The organism is Pseudomonas sp. GL_093 (assembly GCF_057837605.1).
In genome coordinates this window covers 6,225,990-6,247,429 of record NZ_CM174448.1, presented here as the reverse complement: position 1 = coordinate 6,247,429, position 21,440 = coordinate 6,225,990, and the positions used below count along the sequence as shown (strand labels likewise).

The 21,440-nt window shown below is 58.3% G+C and carries 19 protein-coding genes; 11 read left to right on the top strand and 8 right to left on the bottom strand.

Annotated elements, in window-relative coordinates:
* Nucleotides 1-216 precede the first annotated feature (216 nt).
* Complete coding sequence (locus tag AC3IUE_RS28835) at nt 217-1,362, bottom strand: Fic family protein (RefSeq protein ID WP_489264411.1); 1,146 nt, start codon at nt 1,360-1,362, stop codon at nt 217-219.
* Between the two features lie 278 nt (nt 1,363-1,640).
* On the opposite strand from AC3IUE_RS28835, the gene AC3IUE_RS28830 reads away from it, so the two are divergent.
* The 11 genes from AC3IUE_RS28830 (at nt 1,641) to AC3IUE_RS28780 (ending at nt 16,461) form a co-directional block, all read left to right on the top strand.
* Nucleotides 1,641-2,432, top strand: coding sequence for a YfaP family protein (locus tag AC3IUE_RS28830; protein WP_056743650.1), 792 nt, complete (start codon nt 1,641-1,643; stop codon nt 2,430-2,432).
* 37 nt (nt 2,433-2,469) lie between these two features.
* Entirely contained in the window at nt 2,470-4,182 is a 1,713-nt protein-coding gene (locus AC3IUE_RS28825; protein ID WP_489264410.1) for a DUF2138 domain-containing protein, read from the top strand.
* A gap of 32 nt (nt 4,183-4,214) precedes the next feature.
* Nucleotides 4,215-4,817 carry a DUF1175 domain-containing protein gene (locus tag AC3IUE_RS28820; protein WP_224789262.1) on the top strand — a complete coding sequence of 201 codons (603 nt, stop codon included), beginning with the start codon at nt 4,215-4,217 and terminating at the stop codon, nt 4,815-4,817.
* Nucleotides 4,814-9,379 (top strand): alpha-2-macroglobulin family protein, encoded by a 4,566-nt coding sequence (locus AC3IUE_RS28815; protein WP_489268982.1) that lies wholly within the window; start codon nt 4,814-4,816, stop codon nt 9,377-9,379. Before AC3IUE_RS28820 ends, AC3IUE_RS28815 begins: the two co-directional genes overlap by 4 nt.
* 1 nt (nt 9,380) lies before the next feature.
* Nucleotides 9,381-11,000 (top strand): DUF2300 domain-containing protein, encoded by a 1,620-nt coding sequence (locus AC3IUE_RS28810; protein ID WP_489264409.1) that lies wholly within the window; start codon nt 9,381-9,383, stop codon nt 10,998-11,000.
* Nucleotides 11,001-11,003: 3 nt separating this feature from the next.
* The gene (locus AC3IUE_RS28805; protein ID WP_489264408.1) at nt 11,004-11,819 is read left to right on the top strand and encodes a YfaP family protein; all 816 of its coding nucleotides are present in this window, start codon (nt 11,004-11,006) and stop codon (nt 11,817-11,819) included.
* Nucleotides 11,820-11,937: 118 nt separating this feature from the next.
* Complete coding sequence (locus tag AC3IUE_RS28800; protein WP_056743640.1) at nt 11,938-12,867, top strand: phytanoyl-CoA dioxygenase family protein; 930 nt, start codon at nt 11,938-11,940, stop codon at nt 12,865-12,867.
* Nucleotides 12,868-12,973: 106 nt separating this feature from the next.
* Nucleotides 12,974-14,509, top strand: a complete 1,536-nt coding sequence (locus tag AC3IUE_RS28795; protein ID WP_489264407.1) for a glycosyltransferase family 61 protein — start codon at nt 12,974-12,976, stop codon at nt 14,507-14,509.
* The gene (locus AC3IUE_RS28790) at nt 14,506-14,904 is read left to right on the top strand and encodes a sugar 3,4-ketoisomerase (RefSeq protein WP_056743636.1); all 399 of its coding nucleotides are present in this window, start codon (nt 14,506-14,508) and stop codon (nt 14,902-14,904) included. Before AC3IUE_RS28795 ends, AC3IUE_RS28790 begins: the two co-directional genes overlap by 4 nt.
* On the top strand, nt 14,901-15,371 hold the full coding sequence (locus AC3IUE_RS28785; RefSeq protein WP_056743634.1) for an acyltransferase: 471 nt from the start codon (nt 14,901-14,903) through the stop codon (nt 15,369-15,371). The genes AC3IUE_RS28790 and AC3IUE_RS28785 overlap by 4 nt, the downstream gene beginning before the upstream one ends.
* Nucleotides 15,352-16,461 carry a DegT/DnrJ/EryC1/StrS family aminotransferase gene (locus AC3IUE_RS28780; RefSeq protein ID WP_489264406.1) on the top strand — a complete coding sequence of 370 codons (1,110 nt, stop codon included), beginning with the start codon at nt 15,352-15,354 and terminating at the stop codon, nt 16,459-16,461. Before AC3IUE_RS28785 ends, AC3IUE_RS28780 begins: the two co-directional genes overlap by 20 nt.
* A 64-nt stretch (nt 16,462-16,525) precedes the next feature.
* Here the strand turns inward: AC3IUE_RS28780 and AC3IUE_RS28775 are convergent, their stop codons facing one another.
* The 7 genes from AC3IUE_RS28775 to AC3IUE_RS28745 form a co-directional block, all read right to left on the bottom strand.
* Entirely contained in the window at nt 16,526-17,599 is a 1,074-nt protein-coding gene (locus AC3IUE_RS28775; protein WP_489264405.1) for a class I SAM-dependent methyltransferase, read from the bottom strand.
* Nucleotides 17,592-17,756 (bottom strand): hypothetical protein, encoded by a 165-nt coding sequence (locus AC3IUE_RS28770; protein ID WP_201784097.1) that lies wholly within the window; start codon nt 17,754-17,756, stop codon nt 17,592-17,594. Before AC3IUE_RS28770 ends, AC3IUE_RS28775 begins: the two co-directional genes overlap by 8 nt.
* Before the next feature lie 221 nt (nt 17,757-17,977).
* On the bottom strand, nt 17,978-18,655 hold the full coding sequence (locus tag AC3IUE_RS28765) for a metallophosphoesterase family protein (RefSeq protein ID WP_056743628.1): 678 nt from the start codon (nt 18,653-18,655) through the stop codon (nt 17,978-17,980).
* Nucleotides 18,633-19,610: an ATP-grasp domain-containing protein gene (locus AC3IUE_RS28760; protein WP_489264404.1), complete on the bottom strand. Its 978-nt coding sequence runs from the start codon at nt 19,608-19,610 to the stop codon at nt 18,633-18,635. Before AC3IUE_RS28760 ends, AC3IUE_RS28765 begins: the two co-directional genes overlap by 23 nt.
* The gene (locus AC3IUE_RS28755; protein WP_489264403.1) at nt 19,607-20,455 is read right to left on the bottom strand and encodes an NAD-dependent epimerase/dehydratase family protein; all 849 of its coding nucleotides are present in this window, start codon (nt 20,453-20,455) and stop codon (nt 19,607-19,609) included. The genes AC3IUE_RS28760 and AC3IUE_RS28755 overlap by 4 nt, the downstream gene beginning before the upstream one ends.
* Nucleotides 20,452-21,174, bottom strand: a complete 723-nt coding sequence (locus tag AC3IUE_RS28750) for a class I SAM-dependent methyltransferase (RefSeq protein ID WP_489264402.1) — start codon at nt 21,172-21,174, stop codon at nt 20,452-20,454. Before AC3IUE_RS28750 ends, AC3IUE_RS28755 begins: the two co-directional genes overlap by 4 nt.
* A 9-nt stretch (nt 21,175-21,183) precedes the next feature.
* Nucleotides 21,184-21,426, bottom strand: coding sequence for a WbqC family protein (locus AC3IUE_RS28745; protein ID WP_489264401.1), 243 nt, complete (start codon nt 21,424-21,426; stop codon nt 21,184-21,186).
* Nucleotides 21,427-21,440 lie beyond the last annotated feature (14 nt).

Genomic DNA, 21,440 nt, shown 5'->3' with positions numbered 1-21,440 from the left:
ACATGGGGGGTATGGGCAAATGGGCCGGGTGTTTCGGCCACTGGTTTCAGCAGCAACACACTCTATGTAGCAGCTGGCGAAGCCTGCGTCCGACTGCGTAGCAGTCGTCAACCCTGCTTGCTCTGTATGCCTGATAGACCGCGAGTACTGGTTTTACGACTGCTGCGCAGCCAAACGCAGGCTTCGCCAGCTGCTACAGATCGCATTACGGCTTGATTAATATGTTGAGTCATCTGGATAGCGGATTTGATACCGGGTACTACGCCCGCCACCGGGCAGGCGTTCCAGGCAGCCCTTCTCCAGCAGTTCGGCCAGATGACGGGTCGCGGTGGCTTTCGAAACCTTGGCGACTGCCTGGTATTGAGCCGCGCTGATGCCCGCCTCGAAACCTCGTTCCCCACCATCAAGCAGGCGATTGAGGACCTTTATCTGGTCAGCCGACAGCGATGACATCCTGTGCGCCTGCCAGAAACGCGCCTTGCCCAGCACGCTCTCGATCCGGGCCATGGCCTGTTGCAAGCTGCGCAGCAGGGTTTGCAGAAACCATTCCAGCCACTCGGTGATATCCAGAGTGGCTTTCTGGCAGGTTTCGAGCACTCGATAATAGCCGGACCGGTCTTCGAGAATGCTCGCCGACATGGCATAGAAGCGGATGGATTGGTCTTCACCCTGAGCCAAAGCCAGATCGGTGATCGTGCGCGTCAGGCGCCCGTTGCCATCGTCGAAAGGGTGCAAAGTGACGAACCAGAAATGCGCGATGCCGGCCCGCAGTAATGGGTCGAGTCCCGCCTGATTTCGGCTGGCGGTAAACCAGGTGAGGAAGGTGTCGAGCTGTCGCTCAAGGCCCTGACGAGGCGGGGCTTCGAAGTGAACGGTTGGTCTGTCCAGGCGGCCGGACACCACTTGCATCGGGTCATCGCCACGTAATGCGCCGACACGGATCGGTCGGGCAGCGAGATCGGTCTCTTGCTCGGGAAACAGCCATTCGTGCCAATCGAGTAATCGCTCCAACGTCAGCGGTTCAGCGAAATGCTGAGTGGCGTCGAGCATCAATTGCGCCAGCCCTTCACTGCGCTGGCTGACATTGTTGCCATCGACCAGCTCCAGCCCCAACCGCCGCGCCAATGACGAGCGAACCGAACCTACATTCAGCTGCTCACCCTCAATGGCGGATGAAGTCACGATGTTCTGCAACAGTGCATCCAGTTCGCTCTGAGCGCTCAGCGAACTGCCCACTGAGCTGGCCATGCCCATCAACCGACCTTGGGCCTGCACGCACTCGCGCAATAGCGGTGTCAGGCGCTCGGCTTGCCAGTTGAAATTCGGCCAATCGGGCTGCTGCCAGATCCAGTGAGGTGCCATGAACTCGGTGCTCTTGGTGTGGGTGAGCCGAATAGAAACGTTATTCGGCTCATATTGTGAGCCGAATATGACGCCAATTCGGCTCACCGTCCACCTGCTAGCGTGAATCCCACCGCAAATATAGATGTATCCGATTGTTAAAAAACCGCCGAATGGCTAATCTTCGCGCCTTCTACGACCCGAAAGTCATGGGTCTTTCTGACGAAACGCAGTTTTTGGATCTGTAACGCGCCGAGGATCGGGCGCAAGGTTTCGTTATGCATGGCAGGAGGCGTCACATGCGTTCATTTCTTCTATTGCTGATGGGGCTCGTCTGCGCGAGCGCGGCGTTGGCCGAGCCTTCGGCCGAGGTGTCGGAACCGGTGGGTGGCTGGCGTTATTCCGGCCTGCTGGACCGCAGTGAAAATCCTCAAGTCGCCTATCCCACGCCACCGATCGATCGCGGTGTGCAGCGCAATCGCACGATGATCCAGGGCCAGCTCAAGGCCATCGGCACTCAGCGAGGGCCGCACACCCTGGCCGTCAACGGCAATCCGCTGAATCTGTACACCGACGACCAGGGACGTTTCGCCCGGCCGTATGCGTTTGGCGCTGGCTCCAACAGCGTCGAAGTGCGCAGCTCCGAAGGCCAATCGCTCAAGCGCGTTCAATTCTATGAAGCCAACAACCTGCGCACCCCGGCGCGGATTCGCGTGGTGTTGGGTTGGGATGACCCGAAAGCCGAACTCGATCTGCACATTATTACCCCCGACGGCCAGCATGCGTTCTGGGCTCGCCCGGCGATGAGCAACGGCGGCGGTCTGGACCCGGACGGCGTCGATGGCCCCGGCCCGGAAATGTTCACCATGACCGCGCCGATGCATGGCACCTATCTGGTTTACGTGAACTATTGGGGCAACTTCGGCAGTGGCGGCTATAACTTCGATGAGACCAGCAACCAGAACGAGGTGATCACCTCGCAGATCAACCTGGTGCTCAACGAAAACACCGTCGACGAAAAACGCGAGACCTTCATCGTGCCCCTGCGGGCCATCGGTGACCTGCTGCTGGTCAAGACTTTCAACTATTAAGCATCCCGCTCCACGGATGACATCGGGTTTTGTGAACATGAGCGATAACACTGTTTCTCCGGCCGCCGAAACGCCTGCAGCCAAAACTCCTCGCCGCTGGCCGGCGCTGCTGGTCGGGCTGGCCCTGGTGGTCGGCGTTGCGGCCGGGTTGGGCTGGTTCATGCACAAGCCCAAGGCGCCCCCGGCGGAGTTGGCCAGCGACAAACTGGGCATGAGCCGACCGGACGGTCTGCTCGAAACCCATTCCTTGAGCCAATTGCCCAAGGACTTGCTGGCGGTGCCGTTCCTTAAGGAAACCCTGACCGAAGATTTCGTCTTCTATTATGAAGCGCATGCGGATCGTCTCGGTTTGATCGGCAGTCTGCGGCGGATCATTTACGAACATGACCTGAAGTTGCAGGACAGTTTGATTGAGCAGCTGTTTGATCAGCCGGCGGATGTGGCGCTGTGGCGTGGGGCGGATGGTCGCCTGAAAGACTTTTTGTTGGTGATGGATCGCGGTGGACTGGCCAAGGTGCTGGAGCCGCTGGCCAAAGTGGCGCTGGATGATTCGCAGTTGACCCAATTGGCTGAAATCAAGGTTGCCGGCGATGTGGTGCCGCTTTATCAACTCACCTACAACCACAGTAAAGCGCTGCTGTTCGCCTCTCATGGCGACAAACTGGTGGTGCTGTCCAATCCGGCCAAGCTGTATGAGGCCGGCCACGGTCCGGTCGACGAACCCGGCATGGTGTCGACTGAATCGTTGGAAGCACTGCTCGGCGGCCAGAAACTCTTCCCCGAAGCCTTCGGCCTGCCACCCCGCGCGCCAGAGGTGAAGCAACGTCTCTCAGTGAATTCCAGCGTCCTGGCCATGGGATACCAGCGTTTCATCCCGAACTTCGCCGGCCTGCGTTTCGACATGGACGACAAGGGCTGGCACAGCTTCCTCGCCATGGACGAACTGGACGACCAGCCGGACTTCGATTTCAAGCCGATCTGGCAAGCCATGCCCATGGGCGCCAGCGCCTGCGTCGCCTTGCCGCTCGCTGCCGAACAACAGAAACCGCTACTGGTGAAACTTGGCGCTGACGAGTCGGTGGCCCAGGCCCTGACCGAACACATGGCCGGTGCCGCCGGCCTGTGCTGGTACGCCGATTCGCGGTTGTACACGCCGTTGCTGGTGGCCAGCCTGAACGATGATGACAGCGCCAAACTCGACGGCGATCTGGGCAACCTGTTCGGCTCGATGGTCGGTGCCTACGAAGGCAACGTCGAAGAGCACGCGTTCCCGGTGATCGAGAAACAGGAAGGCCCAACCCACCAATGGCAGCGTCAGGTCAGCTCCAACTTCGGTCCTTACAAGGCCAAGGATGCCGAGCAGCCGGACGCGATCACCGGCAAGGCGTTCATGAAAGTCAGCCTGGCACGCCACGGTTCGACGCTGCTGTTCTCCCTCGACGACAAGCTCGTGGACAAGGCCCTCGGCACCCTCGACAAACGCTTTCCGCCGATGGCCGACGTGGTACCGAAAGACCTGCTGATGCCGGTCTACTTCGGCCCGGATTCCATGGCGCAACTGATGCAACAGGAAACCCTCGACAGCCTGCCGCAAGACATGGAGCCGGTGTTCTACAACGCCGCGCAAACCTATCTGATCCCGAAACTGCGCAAGCTCGGCGGCTACGGCAAATACGCCCTGACCTTGCCCGAAGGCAGCGAGCCCGACGGCCATTGGCAATGGCTGCCGCTGGAATGGAAAGCCCTGTGACCGCACTCATTCGAGGCCTCGGCCTGCTGGCGATGTTGCTGGGCACCCGGGCATTTGCCACTGAGGCACCGCCGCTGGACGTGCAGCAATCCCAGGTGTTCCGCGCCTGGTTCGTGCGCATCGCCCAGGAACAACTGACCCAAGGTCCGAGCCCGCGCTGGTATCAGCAGGACTGTGCCGGCCTGGTTCGTTTCGCCGCCAACGAAGCGCTGAAAGTCCACGACGACAAATGGCTGCGCAGCAATGGCCTGTCCAACCGCTACCTGCCGCCGGAACTGCAACTGAGCGAGGCCCAGCGCGGCCTCGCCCAGCAATGGCAGCAGGGCGGCGGCAAGGTCGGGCCCTACGTCAACGCGATCAAACTGATTCAGTTCAACAGCCATTTGGTCGGTCGCGATCTGGCGCAAGCCCGGCCCGGTGACCTGATGTTTTTCGATCAGGGCGACGACCAGCACCTGATGATCTGGATGGGCCGCTACATCGCCTATCACACCGGCACCACCACCCCGACTGACAACGGCATGCGCTCCGCAAGCCTGCAGCAACTCATGACATGGAAGGACACCCGATGGATACCCGACGCAGCCAACCCCAACTTCATCGGCGTCTATCGACTGAACTTTCTCTCCCAATGATCGGTGCCCGCATGCTGCGTTTTCTGCCTCTGCTGTTGGTCTTAGTGCTGCCTTTTTCGGCGGTCAACGCCGAAGACACCGTCGAGCCGAGCGGCTATACGCCGGTGGCCGGTGAAAGCTTTTTCCTGCTGGCCGACAGCAGTTTTGCCAGCGACGAACAGGCGATGGTTCGCCTCGAAGCGCCGGGCCGCGACTACCGCCGGTTCCGCATGGAGCCTTACGGCGGCGCCGACATTCGCGTGTACCGCATCGACAAGCCGCTGGATTTTCTCAAGCGCCAGAAGAACCTGCACCGCGTGGTCAGCGACGGCCAGTTCAAGGGCGAAGGACTGTCGAACACCCTCGCGTACCTGTGGGACAACTGGTACCGCAAATCCCGTCGCGTGATGCAGCGAGCGTTCTCCTACGAATCGCGCAAGCAAGTCACCGAGGAAGTGCCGGAACTGAAGATGGGCGCCGCCATGGCCGCGCCAACGCCTTACGACGCTCAGCCGCAATTCGCGCTGATTCCGGGCCTGCCGGTGATCAGCCAATTCCGTTATCCGCTGTGGCAAGCCAAACCGATCCAGCCGCCCGAGGGTGTGAACCTCGCCGGCTCTTCCAGCGAGTTCGTCAGTGTCTCGCCGGGCAACGTTTACATTCCTTTGGGTAACCTGAAACCGGGCCTGTACCTGGTGGAAGCGCTGATCGGCAAGTACCGTGCGACCACCATGGTCTTCGTCTCCAACACCGTGGCCGTGAGCAAGATTGCTGGTGATGAATTGCTGGTGTGGGCCGCGCGCAAACACGAAGGCAGTTCGGTGTCGAAGGTGAATGTGCTGTGGACCGATGGCCTGGGTGTGATGAGCAGCGGCGCCACCGATACCGATGGTTTGCTGCGTCTGAAACACGTCAGCCCCGAGCGTTCGTTCGTGATTGGCGAGGACGAAGAGGGCGGGGTGTTTGTCTCCGAGAACTTCTATTACGACAGCGAAATCTACGACACCAAACTCTATGCCTTCACCGACCGGCCGTTGTATCGCCCGGGGGATTGGGTGTCGCTGAAAATCGTTGGTCGTGAGTTCAAAAACGCCCGCGACTCTGTGCTGCCGACTGCAGCCGACGTCAACGTGACCGTGCTCGATGCGACCGGCACGGCGCTGCAATCGTTGGCGCTGAAACTCGATTCCAAGGCGGGCACTCAAGGTCGGTTCCAGTTGCCGGACAACGCGGTAGCGGGCGGTTACGAGTTGCGTTTCAGCTACAAGGATCAGGCCTACAGCAGCGCCTTCCGTGTCGCCGAATACATCAAGCCGCACTTCGAAATTTCCCTGAACCTGGCCAAGCAGGATTACCGCACCGGCGAACCGGTGAAGGGCAGCCTGGTGCTGCTGTACCCGGACGGAAAACCGGTGGCCAACGCCAAGTTGAGCCTGAGTCTGCGTGCTCAACAACTGTCGATGGTCGACAACGAACTGCAATACCTCGGGCAATTCCCGGTTGAGTTGACCAGTACCGAACTGACCACCGATTCCAAGGGCAACGCGACGCTGGATCTGCCGGCTGCCGAGAAGCCGAGTCGCTACATGCTCACCGTGTTCGCCAGCGATGGCGCGGCGTATCGGGTCAAGACCACCAAGGAAATCCTCATCGACCGCGGCGCGGCGAGTTTCAGCCTGCGTGCGCCTCAGCGGTTCAGTGCGGTGGGTGACAAGGTTGCGTTCAGTTATTTGAATGAAGGCGGCAGCGAGCAAAGTAAAGCAGTCACGCCAAGCAGCTACAGTTGGGTGCGCCTGGAAGACCAGAGCACCGGCGAAGGCAAACTCGCCGCGAAAGACAAAGGCTTCACCTTGGCCTTCGACCGTCCGGGTACTTACAACCTGACGTTGAAGGATGACCATGGCCGTGTGGTGGGTGCCACCGGGCATTCGGTCACTGGCGACGGCGTCAAAGCCGTGCCGGGCACCGTGGAAATCGTCCTCGATAAACCCGAGTACAAGGCCGGCGACGAAGCCCTCGCATTGATCACGTTCCCTGAACCGATCAGCGATGCACTGTTGTCGCTGGAGCGCGACAAGGTCGAGGCCACAGCGCTGCTGTCCAAGGGCGGCGACTGGCTGAAAATGGAAAAACTCAGCGAGACCCAATACCGCGCGCGGATCCCGGTGAAGGATAATTTTGCGCCGAACCTGACGTTCTCAGTGCTTTACACCAAGGGCGGTCAGTACAGCTTCCAGAACGCCGGTATCAAAGTGATCGCGCCGCAAATCGACATGGTCATTGCCACCGATAAAGAGGCGTATCAGCCGGGCGATACCGTGTCGGTGGACTTGACCACCCAGTTCGCTGGCAAGCCTATTCCAGCGCACCTGACGGTCAGCGTGGTGGACGAAATGGTTTACGCGCTGCAACCGGAAGTCGCGCCGACCATCGACCAGTTCTTCTACCACCCGCGCCGCAACAATGTGCGCACCAGCGCCAGTCTGTCGTTCATCAGCTACGACGTGGCATTGCCGGGCAGCCCTGGGGCGCCGGGCAAAGCCAACCGTAGCGAGCGGGGCGTGAAAGTGCTGGAGCGGCCGCGTCGTGAAGACGTCGACACCGCCGCGTGGCAGCCGGAATTGATCACCGACGCCAACGGCAAAACCCGTTTCACCTTCAAGATGCCGGACTCGCTGACCCGCTGGCGCATCACCGCCCGGGCTATCGCCGATGACGGTCAGGTCGGGCAGAAAAAGCAATTCGTACGCTCGGAAAAACCGCTTTACCTGAAGTGGAGCGGCCCAACCAAATTCCGTACAGGCGACAAACCGGATCTCGGCGTGTTCGCTTTCAGTCAGGCCGAGAAACCGGCCAAGGCTGAGCTGGTGATTCATTACGCTGGCGCCGAACAACGCGTCCCCGTGACGCTGAATAACGGCATCAACTACATCGCGCTGCCGGCGTTCGCGTTGGCCAGTGGCGAGTGGTCGGCTGAGCTGGTGCAGGACGGAAAAACGGCTGATGCATTGGCTGTGCGGCTGACCGCGACCGGCGAAGGCTGGCAGGTGACCCAGAGCCAAAGCCTGGACGTGGCCAGCGGTGATACGCCGCTGACTCTGCCGGCGGACGCCAGCGATATTCGCCTGCGTCTGGACGACAGTCCACAAGCGCTGTTCCGCTCGGCACTCGACGATCTGTTGAGCTATCCATACGGCGGCGTCGAACAAACGGCCAGTCGTTTGCTGCCGCTGAGCATCGCGTATCCGACTTTGTCGTCGAACCCACAGATCCGCGATCGCTTGCGCCTGATCATGCAGAACAGCCGTCTGCGCCTGGTGCAAATGGCCGGGCCTTCGGCGAGCTTCACCTGGTGGGGCATGGACGGTGAGCCGGATGCATTCCTCACCGCTTACGCGTATTACGCCGACTGGCACGCCAGCAAAGCGCTGGAGTTGAGTCTGCCGCCGGAGCATTGGCAGCGGGTGCTGGAGGTTTATTCGAAGCAAGCCAAAAACACGCCGCTGTTGCAGCGCGCGCTGATCCTGTCGTTCGCCAAACAGATGCAATTGCCGGTGAACACCTTGCTCAGCGGTTTGATGGATGATCTGTCGAAAGCGGGCGAGGGCAATGCGGCGAACCTGATGGACGATGGCGAAGACAGCATCGTCATGAGCGATCCGGATTCGGCGTTGGGTCTGGCGGCTGCTCGAGCGTTGACTGCCTCGTTGGCTAAGCAATCGAAGGTGACTCTGCCGGACGCATTCAATCGTCAATTGCCAGACGCGCAACAACGATTGGCGGTCAGTTCGCAGCCGTTTGCCGAAGCCTTGAACCTGTCGCTGCAAGCCTTTGATCAGGCTCACGCGCAAGCGTTGCTGCAGCGACTGTTGCCACAGCAATCGACCCTGGAACGCGCATTGGCGCTGACCTGGTTGCAGCGCAGCATCGAGCAGGCATCACCCACCATCGCATTGGCACCGGGTGAAGGCTGGAAGAAAAAATACGGTGATACCGGTGAGACGTATTGGACGTGGCAGGGTGCTGCGCCAGTGCCTGCGGTGCTGTCGCTGACCGGTGCACAAGAGCGTCCGTTGCGAGCGGCTTTGAGCTTCCAGACCAAACAACCGCAGGTAGATCCGATGGCCGTGACCATCACCCGTCGCCTGTCGCGTCTGGTGCCGGGCGACGAAGCCTTCACCTTCAAACTGGAAGCGGTCGGCAACAAACCGTTGTCCAGCGACAGCCTGTATCTGGACGAAGTGATCATCACCAGTAAAGCGGCCAAACCGCTGCGTTACGGCATGCTCGAAGTGCCGCTGCCACCGGGCGCCGATGTCGAGCGCACCACGTGGGGCATCAAGCTCATGGGCAAGGCCGGCACCGAACCGTCCGCGTTGGAGAAAGCGCGTTTCGAACCGGGGCAAATGGCCTATGCCATTCCGGTCGACGCCTTGAGTGGCGAATTGCGTCTGCGTCATCTGGTGCGCTTCTCGCAGAAAGGCCAGTTCAACCTGCCGCCGGTGCGTTTCACTCAGGTTTACGCGCCGCAGCATCAGGCTCAGGAACAGAAACCGGCCCTCGGCCAGGTCACGGTCAACTGACATGACCCGGCGTTTGCTCTGGTGGTGGCTGTGTCTGATTCCTGCGCTGGCGACAGCGCAGGAGGAGCCGCTGCGGCTGGCTTTTAAAGGTGAGTTGCTGTCGTTGAGCCAGACTCAGGTGATCGCGCGCGAGCCGTTGCCCGCTGATTTACAGACTCCATTGGGCAGTGTGTGGAAGTTGTTTGTGTACGGCTGGCTGGTGGATACCAACGCCCATGAGCCGGCTTACGAATGTCGCGGTCAGTCGAAAGAGGAAGTTTACTGCTGCACGGCGGGCGGCAAGATTGAGCGCGATCAGGCGTTGGTGAAGTCGTGCGGTTTGTACTTTGAGCCTGCGCGGTTGGGTATTTCTGATGCTGGTTGGCGAGAGTATTGGCAGGCACGTAAGGCACCGGAGTGGTTGCTGAACTTGTCTTCGTTGCAGCCTTCTACGCGAGTATCGGTGGCTGAATTGCTTAAGGTGCTGGCCATGATGCCAGCGCAGGATTCGGCGCGGCGGGTGTTGCTGGATGTGGTGTTGAATGCGGCTGACGGCAATGTCGTGGGCGAGCTCGGTGGCCGGTTGCGGGTGAAAACCTGGAGCTGGTTGGGGGATCAGGACCCTTCGTCGCGTCAGGGTGGGTTTGCCGGGTGGACGGCGAACGGTACGCCGGTTTGGGCCGGTGGACATGGGACCAGTCAAATGGTCTTGCGTCACTACGGTGGAGCGTTGGCTTCGGTGTTGCCGGTGGATTGGCCTTCGGAGGCGGGACGCTGTGTCGAGGTGGGGCTGTTTTCACGCTATCCCATCGGGCGCGTTCTGGCTGGGGATCGTGTTGTTGAGTCCGGGCCCTTGCAGGGCGATTACCGCGTCGAATTCACCAACGGCAACCAACTCGATATCCACAGCGACGGCGAACTGTTTTTGGTGAAAGACAAATTGATCGCCCGCCTGGACCGCGAAGAATATGTCGCCCGCGTCCTCCAGCGCGAAGCCAAGCCCGAACCCGCCGAAGCCGCCAAAGCCCTGGCCGTCGCGATCCGCACGTACCTGCTGCAAAACGCCACCCGCAACGGCGATTGCCTGAGCATCGACGACAGCAGCAGCCGGCAACGCGTCGCCCCACGTCCAGCCACCGCCGAATCACGCCACATCGCCGCCTGGACCAGCGACCTGGTCCTCGCCGGCAGCACCGTCACTTACCACTCCGACCAGCCCGGCCCGGACAAGCTCTCCTGGCAACAAGCCGTCGAACAAGCCAACGCTGGCCAACGCTACGACGCCATCCTGCTCCACGCCTACCCCCGCGCCAGCCTCAGCCGCTGGGACAATCCAGTCGCCTCCTGCGAAGCACTCCCCGCCGCGCAAGACTGGCTGCTGAACCAACGCCGCGACTGGCGTCCGCGGTTGGAAAGCGAGATTGGCTACAACGAAGTCAGCACCTTCGCCGTCTGCCGCCTGGCCTTCGGCCGCCCCTTTGTCGACCGCGAACGCCAGCGCATCTACGTGCGCGGCGTGTTGTCGCTGCAAGACCGCCTCGACCTGACCCACGAATACCTGCACCTGGCCTTCGAAGCACACCCCAACGGCCAGGATGAAACCTACATCGAAGGGCTCGCCCGCCACCTCTTGCTGGAATAGGCCATGAAACTCCGTTATCCACAGGTCCTCCTGTTCCTTTGTTCTTTTTGCGTATGGTCGACGACGTTTGCCGCCGAAAGTGCCGCCAAACTCGATACACCCGTTGGCGGCTGGCGCACTGGCGCGCCTGAAGGCGAAGGCGAGAACTTTCGCCAGATCGTTAACTACCCGGCCTCCTCGGTGAACACCCCGGTGGGGCAGGCCAACACTGCACGCATCACCGGGCAAATCAACGCGACGCCCAAGTCCGGTGAGCCGGGCCGGTTGATCGTCAACGGCGTCAGCATGCCGCTGAAGATTGACCCCGCTGGTCGCTTTGATCGTCCGTTCTCATTCCCCAATGGCAGCAACAGCGTCGAAGTCCGCAGCCCCGATGGCCAGCAACGGCATCGCACGCAGTTCCTGAATGCCAGTGGTGGCGCCACACCCGCCAAGTTGCGAGTGCTACTGGCCTGGGACAGTGATGGCACCGATCTCGACTTGCACCTCATCACACCCGACGGCGCCCACATCTGGTACGGCGACCGCGTTGCTCCCAATGGTGCTGCGCTCGATGTAGACGTGACGACCGGCTATGGCCCGGAAATCTTCGCCATGCCGGCGCCGATCAAAGGCCAATACCTCGTCTATGTGAACTACTTTGGGGGCGGGTATCGCAGTGATGATGAGGGGCAGGAGGAGGCGGTTCAGCCGCTGACGACCGCACAGGTGACGGTGATTACGGAGGAGGGGACGCCGAACGAGAAGATGGAGACGTTCCTGGTGCCGATGCGGGCGGTGGGGGAGTTGACGTTGGTCAAGGGGTTTAGTTATCCGTGAGGCTGACAGTCCCGGCCAGTGTCCGCGACGCAAATATTTTCACCCGCCACCCGCTAGTTTCACCCAAGCCTGCCGATAAAATTCAGATACATTACGGCACACAATGAGCGAACGCAGTATGCAGACCTACATCGATAGCCTCAAAGAACAGGGTGCCTATCTCTTTGGGGAGATCCTGGACGTCGGTCAGACTCAGGCGTTGTATCAGCAAATGATCTGCGCGCGGGACTTCGGCCCGGGTCTGTTCATGGAGGAGGTCGAGTACCTCGCTCAGGAAAACCACTTCAACGCCAATCCGACCAAAACGTTCAACTACCTCAATGCGTTTGAACCTCAACTGCAATTCATAGAGCAGGACCCGGTCCTGACCGAGGTACTCGGTAGTGTGCTGGGTGACGACTATGAGGTGGTGATTAAAAAGGCCGTTTGCGGTGTGCCGGATGCCTGGCTGCCGGAATGGGTGCGGGAAAGGATTCGCGACGTTAACGTGGCGAACCTGGGGCCCTACATCAGGAAGCCATTTCGCGACATTACTTACTTCCGTGGCATCGACTTCCATCAAGACATCATCGATTGGCCGCAGGGGCGTGTTGACTTGGATCCGTCAACGTTTCTGACGGTTTATGTGTATTTGCATGAAGTGACCGAGCGTGATTCCCCGCTGCACCTGATGCCCGGCTCGCACCGATTGGGCGCGACATTGTTTCCTCACCAGCTGAAGAATCTTGGGGATGACCGTTGGGCTTACGCTGACGACCAAGGTCAGACGATTGAGTGCGTGGATCAAAAGTTGGTCGGTGGGCCAGGTTATGTCGGCCTTTGGCATAACTGTACGTTGCACGGGACCCGTCCATTGGACGATGAATCCGATCGGTTTCGATTGTCTTTGCGCTATTTGGTGGGCAAGTCCAATGGACAGGCGGGCGAGACGCAGATCGATGAGATAAACAGCACTATCCAGGGTGAAATCAGGCCGGCCAGAACACGTCGGGACCTGGATGCAAAAGGTATCGCACAAGTAAAAGGCAATATCATCAATAAGGTTTAGGGCACTGAATACGATGGGTTGCCCGCTCAGTGTTATCGCTGAGGCTTTGAAAAATACGTAAGACGAGGTGAGTGTGCGAACGTGGTTTAAGCGTAAAAGTCGGATCTTGATCTTTGGGACCGGCGCGGGCGGTGTTAACTTTTACAAGAGCAGCCGCGGCCGTCAAAAAGTGATTGGGTTTCTTGATAACAATCAGCAGAAACAGGGCGGCTTGTTGTTCGGGAAAACTATCTATGCGCCACGACAACTTACCGACTTATCTTTTGATAAAATCATTATCGCCAGTGATTATTACCGCGAAATTCAAAGTCAACTCATCGACGAGTTCGCGATAAGCGAAGATAAAATCACGGTGTATTGGCCAGACCCGGCAAAGTGCTCCAGGCTACAGTCTTTGAGAAAACGCTTTGAGTTACTCGGCTATGAGCGCATCTGTACGCGGCCCGGGTGGGTTTCCGATTGGCTATATCGTTTTATAGTCGGGACCACAACAAACAATATCAAGCGGTTGTCGGTGCAGTGGCTGGATGAGGTCACTGCCAGCAAGGTGCACGTTTTTCGATCCTCCATGAAAGGGCAGGTGCAGGGCCCTCGGTACCTGAACCAGCACGTTGCGCCGACGGGTATTACCTTGCCGGAAGTGGCGCTTTATCATTTTCGCCATGGTCAGGTCTGCTCTGTTTCCCGCTCGGTTATCCTTCCCGATGAACAGATAGTGATTGAGCGCGTCACCACCTCGGCGTCGACCCGTGCTGACTACAGCGGTGCTCATCTGCTCCATCATGGAAAAAGCCTGGCGCTGGTCCGCGCGCTCCAACCGGAGCGAATTGAAAAGGGCATATTGATTTCGGGTTGTAACGAGCTTAATTATTACCACTGGGTATTGGAAATCCTCACTCAGCTGCAGTTTGTCGAAGAACTGCCTCCCCACTATGCTGACTATCCAATTTTGATCTCCGTGGCCAGCCAGAAAATTTCATCGATCAAGACGTTGATCGAGAGTTTCGGCATCAATAGACCGTTTATTTACCTGAGTATTGTCACGGCCTATAAAGTGGACGATCTATTGCTGATCGGAGCCCCCAATAATGCCATTCCCAACCTCAAGGGCACCGCTTGGAACCTTGCCGAAAATAGTTTTGCCCGTCACGAGTCCATCATGTTCCTGCGTGAAAAAGCGTTTGCCTTGAGTCGGGACCTGCCCAGGGACGACTTGCCAAAGCGGGTGTTCCTGGCCAGAAAGGGCTTTTTGAGACTGTATAATCAGACAGAGGTAGCGACGCTGCTGGAAGCCCATGGTTTTGTCTGTGTTTACATGGAAGATCAGGACGTCAGCCAACAGGTGGCCATCATGGCTAATGCCGAAATAATCGTAGGCCCCACAGGCGCCGCCTGGACCAACATTTTGTTTGCCACGGCAGGCACGAAGGCATTGTGCTGGATGGCCGAAGAGGGTGGAGCATTCTCCTGTTTCTCCAACATTGCGGCCATTGTCGGTGTAGAGATGGACTACATTTCCTACCGCGTCGGCGCATTGGATTCACGAGAGCTCTACTACAAACCCTATTTTATTGATCCCGACATCATTGCTACTTGGCTGCAGTCGCAGGTGTCGACAATGGTTGTTGAGAAATCTCGATGAAGGTTCAGTTTCTGCAACTGCAAACGCATGGCGATGAGCGTGGCTCGCTGATTGCGTTGGAAGAAGGTAAAAATATTCCTTTTTCCGTCAAGCGTGTTTATTACATGTTCGATACCGGCAAAGGCGTTAGACGGGGCTTTCATGCCCACAAGACCCTCAAACAAGTCGTGGTCGCGGTGAGAGGCTCCTGTCGCTTCATGCTGGATGATGGCCAGGAAAAAATCGAGATTCGGCTGGATCATCCCTGCCAGGGTCTTCTGATTGAGTCTTTTATCTGGAGAGAGATGTACGATTTTTCTGAAGACTGTGTGCTGATGGTGCTGGCCGATCAGCTCTATGAGGAGTCGGACTATGTTCGGGACTACGCCAGCTTTTTAACGGCGGTGGCGCAATGATCCATCCCTTGAGCGATGTCCAGTCAACGTCTATCGGAATCGGCACCAAAGTATGGCAGTTTGCCGTGATCTTGCCGGGAGCAGTGATTGGCGACGACTGCAATATCTGCGCGCATACCTTCATCGAGAATGAGGTGGTCATTGGCCACCGAGTCACCGTCAAGTCGGGTGTCTATTTGTGGGATGGCCTGACGATTGAGGACGATGTATTCATCGGTCCATGCGTGGCTTTCAGCAATGATAAATACCCAAGATCAAAAGTTTATCCTGACGTTTTTGTGCAAACCCTCGTCAAGCGAGGGGCATCGATCGGTGCCAATGCCACCGTGTTGCCCGGTATCATTCTGGGTGAAAACTGTATGGTGGGTGCAGGTGCTGTAGTGACCCGCGATGTACCTGATAACGCGGTTGTAATGGGCAATCCAGCCAAAATTGTAAGGTATATCGATGCACGTCCCCTTCCTTGATTTGAAAGGTGTAAACCACGAGTATGCCGATCAGTTGAAAGCGGCCTGCAGTCGAGTGATCGACTCGGGTTGGTACATTTCGGGTGACGAACTCGTTCAGTTCGAGACGGAGTTCGCTCGTTATTGCAACAGCCGATTCGCGATCGGCGTCGGTAATGGTCTCGATGCCCTTTCCCTGGTTCTGCGAGCGTGGAAAGAACAGGGGAAGCTGAGCGCAGGCGATGAAGTGATTGTGCAGAAAAACACGTTTATTGCCACTGTCTCAGCCATTGTGGAAAACGACTTGGTACCGGTGCTGGTAGATGTTGATCCCGCTACCTATAACCTGGACATGGCAGCCGTTGAAGCCGCGCTTTGCGACAGAACCCGTTTGATCTTGCCGGTGCACCTGTACGGTCAATTGGCACCGATGCCGCAGATTCTGGCATTGGCCAAACAGCATGATCTGCTGGTACTGGAAGATTGCGCACAAGCCCATGGCGCTCACTTGCAGGGGCGCAAGGCAGGTAATTGGGGGGATGCGGCAGCATTCAGTTTTTATCCCGGAAAGAACCTCGGCGCCTTGGGCGATGGCGGTGCTGTGACCACTGACGATCCAGGGCTGGCAAAGCTTGTGCGTGCCCTCGGAAACTATGGTTCCAGCATCAAGTACCAGCATGATCTTGCGGGCGTGAATAGCCGTCTGGATGAAATTCAGGCCGCTATGCTGCGCGTAAAACTTAAGGGGCTAGAGGCTGACACTCTTCGGCGCCGCCGCCTTGCCGAACGCTATCTTGCCCGGATCCAGCACCCGCTGATCAGGCTGCCCGAGGTGGTGGAGTCGTCCGCTCATGTCTGGCACTTGTTCGTCATCTCCTGTCCATGGCGTGACGCGTTGAAGGCCCATCTGGCTGAGAATGGCATTCAGACACAGATCCATTATCCATTGCCTATTCATCACCACAAACCCTATCGCCATCTGGCGCCGGCGTCGAAGGGACTCAGCGAGTCGCTGTCCGAACAGATCCTGTCGTTGCCGCTGTATCCGACGTTGAGCGAGGCGGAGCAGGACCATGTGATCAGATGCATCAATCAATTTTCGATTGCGTAGCAGACTGCGCTCTGAGGCTTTCAATAGAGTTTGACCGAGCGAGCGCAGTGTTTGCGGGGGAGCGTTATTTCAATTTGATAAACATCGCACTCCCCATGACAAATGCACAATCAATGATGGAGAGTCGGCTTCTGAGAAACTCATCAGCTACACGCTGCGGTCCGTCACCATAGGGCCAGATGTAGTCGTCGATGATGATCCAGCCACCCGGCAGCACGAGGTCCGCCCAGGCTAATACATCAGCGCGAGCCTTATCGTAGCTGTGGTTACCGTCTATATGCAGGACGGCAATACGACCTACATAGGTCGTTTCGCCAAACGCTGCTGTCGTTACCTGCCGGCTGCGGCGATATTCTACTGCTGCGTCAACGGAGGGCAGGCGCATGTAGTTCACTGAGCCGTGGGCATACGGCAGCAGGTTGAGTTGGAACACCGTCAAGGCTTCATCGGCGTTGACCGGAACGCGATCAACGAAGCCCTTTTCGTCGTTCTGAATGAGGTGCTCGTTAGACCATGGGTCTACGCACAACAGTTTGCCAACGTTGTAGCAACTGGCCAGACGCATCAACACAAAAGCCGACTTACCCCACCAACTGCCAATCTCCACCACATCCCCGTCGGGCGCGTGACGAAACAGTTCGCACAGCGCGCGAATCTTTTCGTGGTCGCACATTCCGGGAATGATTTCGGCGTGGCGGAACAGCGCGGCGATCTCCAGCGCGGAAGCGGTTGGCCTGGTTTCTCCGGACCCTGCCACTGCTAGTGGTTCGGACAGCACCGATTCGCCGAACTGCAACGCCTTGTGGTAAGGCGCAACTTCGCTGGTCATCGGCGAGATGTTGACCAGCGTCACACCCGGGAACGATTGCGCGATGCAGCGATTAAGGTAGTCCCACACTACTAGGTTGGGGGTGAAAATGCCGCCGATGTCGAAATCGGCGATGACTTGGCGCAGCGCCTCGTCAAAGTCTGGCGCGGTGACGTAAGGCAAGTGTGCCCAGTTCGGATAGAGCTGGCGCGCCGGGTCGTAGCCCAGCGAAGAGGAACCGATCACGCTTTGCCCTTCACTCAGGGCACGTTCGAGATAGGCCATCGAGCGTGGCATGCCCGCCGGGAAAATCAGTACTGATTTAGCCACGGGGAGCTCCTTTTTCACGCATCAGGAAGATGCTGGAGCACAGATCCAGGTAGTGTTGTCCCAACTTGTAGCACCCTTCCAGATAGTCGTTGAGTTTTGACTGCGCTTCCCGAAGCGCTTCGCCGGAAGCTTCTTTAAAGTCTCTTTGCTTTTCCACGGTGTTCCTCATTGGACATTAATCGTTTTCCAGCATCGCGAGACCGAAGCCGTAGCGACCGAACTCATTACCGTTGTACAGCAGGTAGACTTTGCCATTCCGAGACCAGCGCCGAGGGTGACTGCGAGAATTCATGCATCCAGTTGGTTTGGGTCAGATCCTTGGGATCGAATACCTTGCCTGGTTTTTTCCATCTGAACATGTGATTTTCCAATCCCGCTTCAGTCCGCAAGCCGACGCAAATTGCGCGCGCCGGTTTTCAGTCCGCCGTAGTAGTAGTCGTTGAAGCCGGCGGCCTCCATCAGGTCGAACACCTTCCGCATGTCGTACTCGACGCGATGCAGGGTGAACTCACCCGCTTCATAAATGGCAAATGCCGCACGTGGGTCGCCGTCCCTCGGCTGGCCTACCGAGCCGGGATTGCAGTAAATCTTGTCGCCGTAGCGTTGCACGGTTTGCACATGGGTGTGGCCGGAGACAAAGACGCGTCCCTGTACCCGTTCGAAGTACTCGGCAGAGGGTTTGAGGTATTCATCGATAGGGTCGGTCCAGCCGCCGTGAACCAGTCGGACTTCGCCGATTTCGCGCTGCACCGGAAACGTTTTCAGCCAGTCCAGATGCTCAGGTTCGATGATGGTGCGCAGGTAGACCAGGCAGTCGTTCACGCTGCGCGAGCGCGAACAGAAACCGCCGCCCGCCATGTACCAGTCGTGGTTGCCCATCACGCAGGGGATCTCACGTTCGCGCAGTTCGCGGCAGCACTCGTTGATCTGTGCGTAATAGCCCACCACGTCGCCTGCGCAGTAAATGCTGGTCACACCCTGCCGGTCAATTTCGGCCAGCACCGCTTTGAGCGCCTCGTAATTACCGTGGATGTCAGAGATGAAGGCCGTCTTCATAGAAAATGTGCTCGTCGGTGTAGCGGACGGCGCGGCCACGGCGAATGACGGGCTGAGCCGGATCGCGTTGATCCAGAAAGTAATCCAGCGCCATTGCGCTTTCGTTGTAACCGAACGCGGTGCGGATGGCGGTGGAGGAAGAAATCCGGGGGTTGATTTCCAGCAGCTTGGGTCCCTGCGCGCAGCGGCGAAACTGAAAGTTGGTCGGTCCCAGTGGGCGTAACAAGCGGCACAGCTCGTCGATTGCCGGGGCGAACTCCGCCGAGTCAGCCACTGCGGCCTTGTCGGTGTAGCCGTCACGCGACAGCTTGCGCTGCAACGTCATGCTGGCGAAATAACCGCCGCTCCCGTCGCAAAACGCAGAGAGGGTGAACTCCTCCTCATCGTTTCCGACGATGGGCTGCGCCATCAGTACGGTGCCGATGTCTGCGCGATGTTTCTGGAAAACCGCTTCCGAGGTCACCCGAACAATGCCCTTGGAGCCAAAGCCCCGGCGAGGTTTGAGCAGGAAGGGCAGGCCGAATTGCGCTACCAGTGTGGCAAAGTCCTGCTCCAGCGAGCTTTCGATGGCACAGGTGACGCCGGCTGCCAGCAGTTGCTGGTAAAACCCCCATTTGTCCTTGCACAGCGCAATCAGCGACGGCTCATTGAGCAAGGGTAATGCGCCGGTCGCCTGGATGTGTGGGATGTGGTCGACCCAGTGGTACATGTCGATTTCGATGCCGGGGACCAGCAGGTCAATGCGATGTCGCCGTAGTGTGGCGAGCAGCCAGTCGAGATACTCCGGCGTACCGGTGAGCGGCGCCTGTTCGAACACGTCGCAGAATGCGGGCGCGACCGAGTCGTCGTAGATCGATGTGCCGACCAGGAAAATGTCTTGCCCTGTCTGGCGAAGAGCGCGCAACACGCCATAACCCACGATGCCGCTGGCGCCGGAAACCAGTACTCTTTTCACGGTGTCACCAACCTGCTTGCCACCAGACGAGCGAGTCCTTGCTCTATCCCGATGGCAGGATAAGTCCCCGTCTTGCGGTACAAGGTGTCGTCGTAAGGAAAGACGTTATCCGAAAGGTCGTTCATGGCGGCATTGAACGCTACGTTGCTTGTAGAGCCTGCTGCCTTGATAAGCGCTTTGGCCACCGTGAGGAGACTGGCATCTTCCTCGTTTGTACAGGCATACAGGCCCTCTACGCGGCCGCGGATGACGGCTGCGACAATCCTGCAAAAGTCTTCCGCATGAAGGTAGTTTCTCCGGGCGTCTCTGCTGCCATGGATAACAATATCTTCGTTGCGCAGCACCTTGTCCAAAATGCTGTACAGGAACACCTGGTGCCGCCTGAAGCTATCCAGCTCGCCATACAGCTGAGAGGGTCTCAAGAGGGTGCAGGGCAGGTTTACCTTGGTGCAATACAACTGAATGAGTTCATCAGCATGCCGTTTTGAAAGGCCATAAACCCCGTAATACTCGGAGTCGCCATCCACGTATGCGTTGATACTGGATATGCTCACAAAATGCCGTACGCCCGCTTCCCTGGAGGCGTGGCATAGCTTGAGCCCGCCCAAAACATTGACATGCTCGGCCTCAAGCATTGCATCGAAATCAACGCCGCCAAAGTGTGCTGCCAGATTGACGACGACATCGATACCTTGCGGCAAATACCACTGCTCGACGGGCTCGCTCAGGTCCAGCGCCACATCGCAGCCACTGCGTCCGGCCGTCAGTACTTCGGCGAACGATGCCAGCACCGGGCGCAGCACTTGCGCCAGTGAAGCGTTACCGCCTACGAGCAGTATCTTCATTGGCCAGAAATCTCGGCGAACAGGCCACAACTCAGTTCCGGGTAGTCAATGCCAACGGTGCACAGTGCGTCGATGACGTTTCTATCCAGTTGCAGGGAAAGGATCTGGCGGGTGGTGAAAGGCTTGAGGTAGATGCCTTCAAGTCGGTCCACGACGCAACCGGCCTGGGCCACGTCGGCGCTCAAGGTCGCCACCGTGTAAAACCGTTGGTGGCCGAGCAGGTGATCGTTCTCGGACAAGGTGGTGACGTCGTCCAGCAGCCCGGCCAACTGGCCCAGCCTGCGGTTCAGCACTTCAGCGTTAGGCACTGCCAGGAACATCTTGCCTCCTGGGGCTAGAAATTCGCGAAAACGTCGAAGGATCAGCAGTGGGTCTTCCACGTGTTCAAGGATGAAACCCATCACAATCACGTCAAAGCGCTCGTCTGTGTCGAAGCGCTCGAACCAGGTCTCGACGATCTCTGCCTTGCAGTCAGGATGCTTGTCACGAAAATTCTGGATAACGGCGGGGGAACCTTCCAGCACCACATGGCGGACGAAACGACGCGAGAAGATGTCAGTGGTGTAACCGTGGCCCAGCCCGAGCTCCAGCAAGGAGCACGCCTCTCCGGCGTGATGTAGCACGCGCTGTGGATACCAGGTCAGGAGAACTTCGTTGTCGAAATCGTAAATATTGTCACCCTGGTAGGCGGCCACGTGTTTGTCCAGCGCGTTGCTCATATCTTCCCCTCAAACCAATTCATAGCAACCTATGACGACGGCGCAGACCTGCTCCGGCGCATTGAACATCATCACATCCACCATTGAAAGCCACGGTACAAAGGGGGCGCCGAACTGGGGATACTCGAACAGCCGCGAGCGGATGAACTTGAGTGTCACGCCCTGAGTCTGGAACACCTCGCGGTCGTACAGCGCCATGCCTCCGATGGCGTTGATGTGTTCTACGCGGCGGCAACGATGGCGGGGTGACAAAAATATTTTTTATC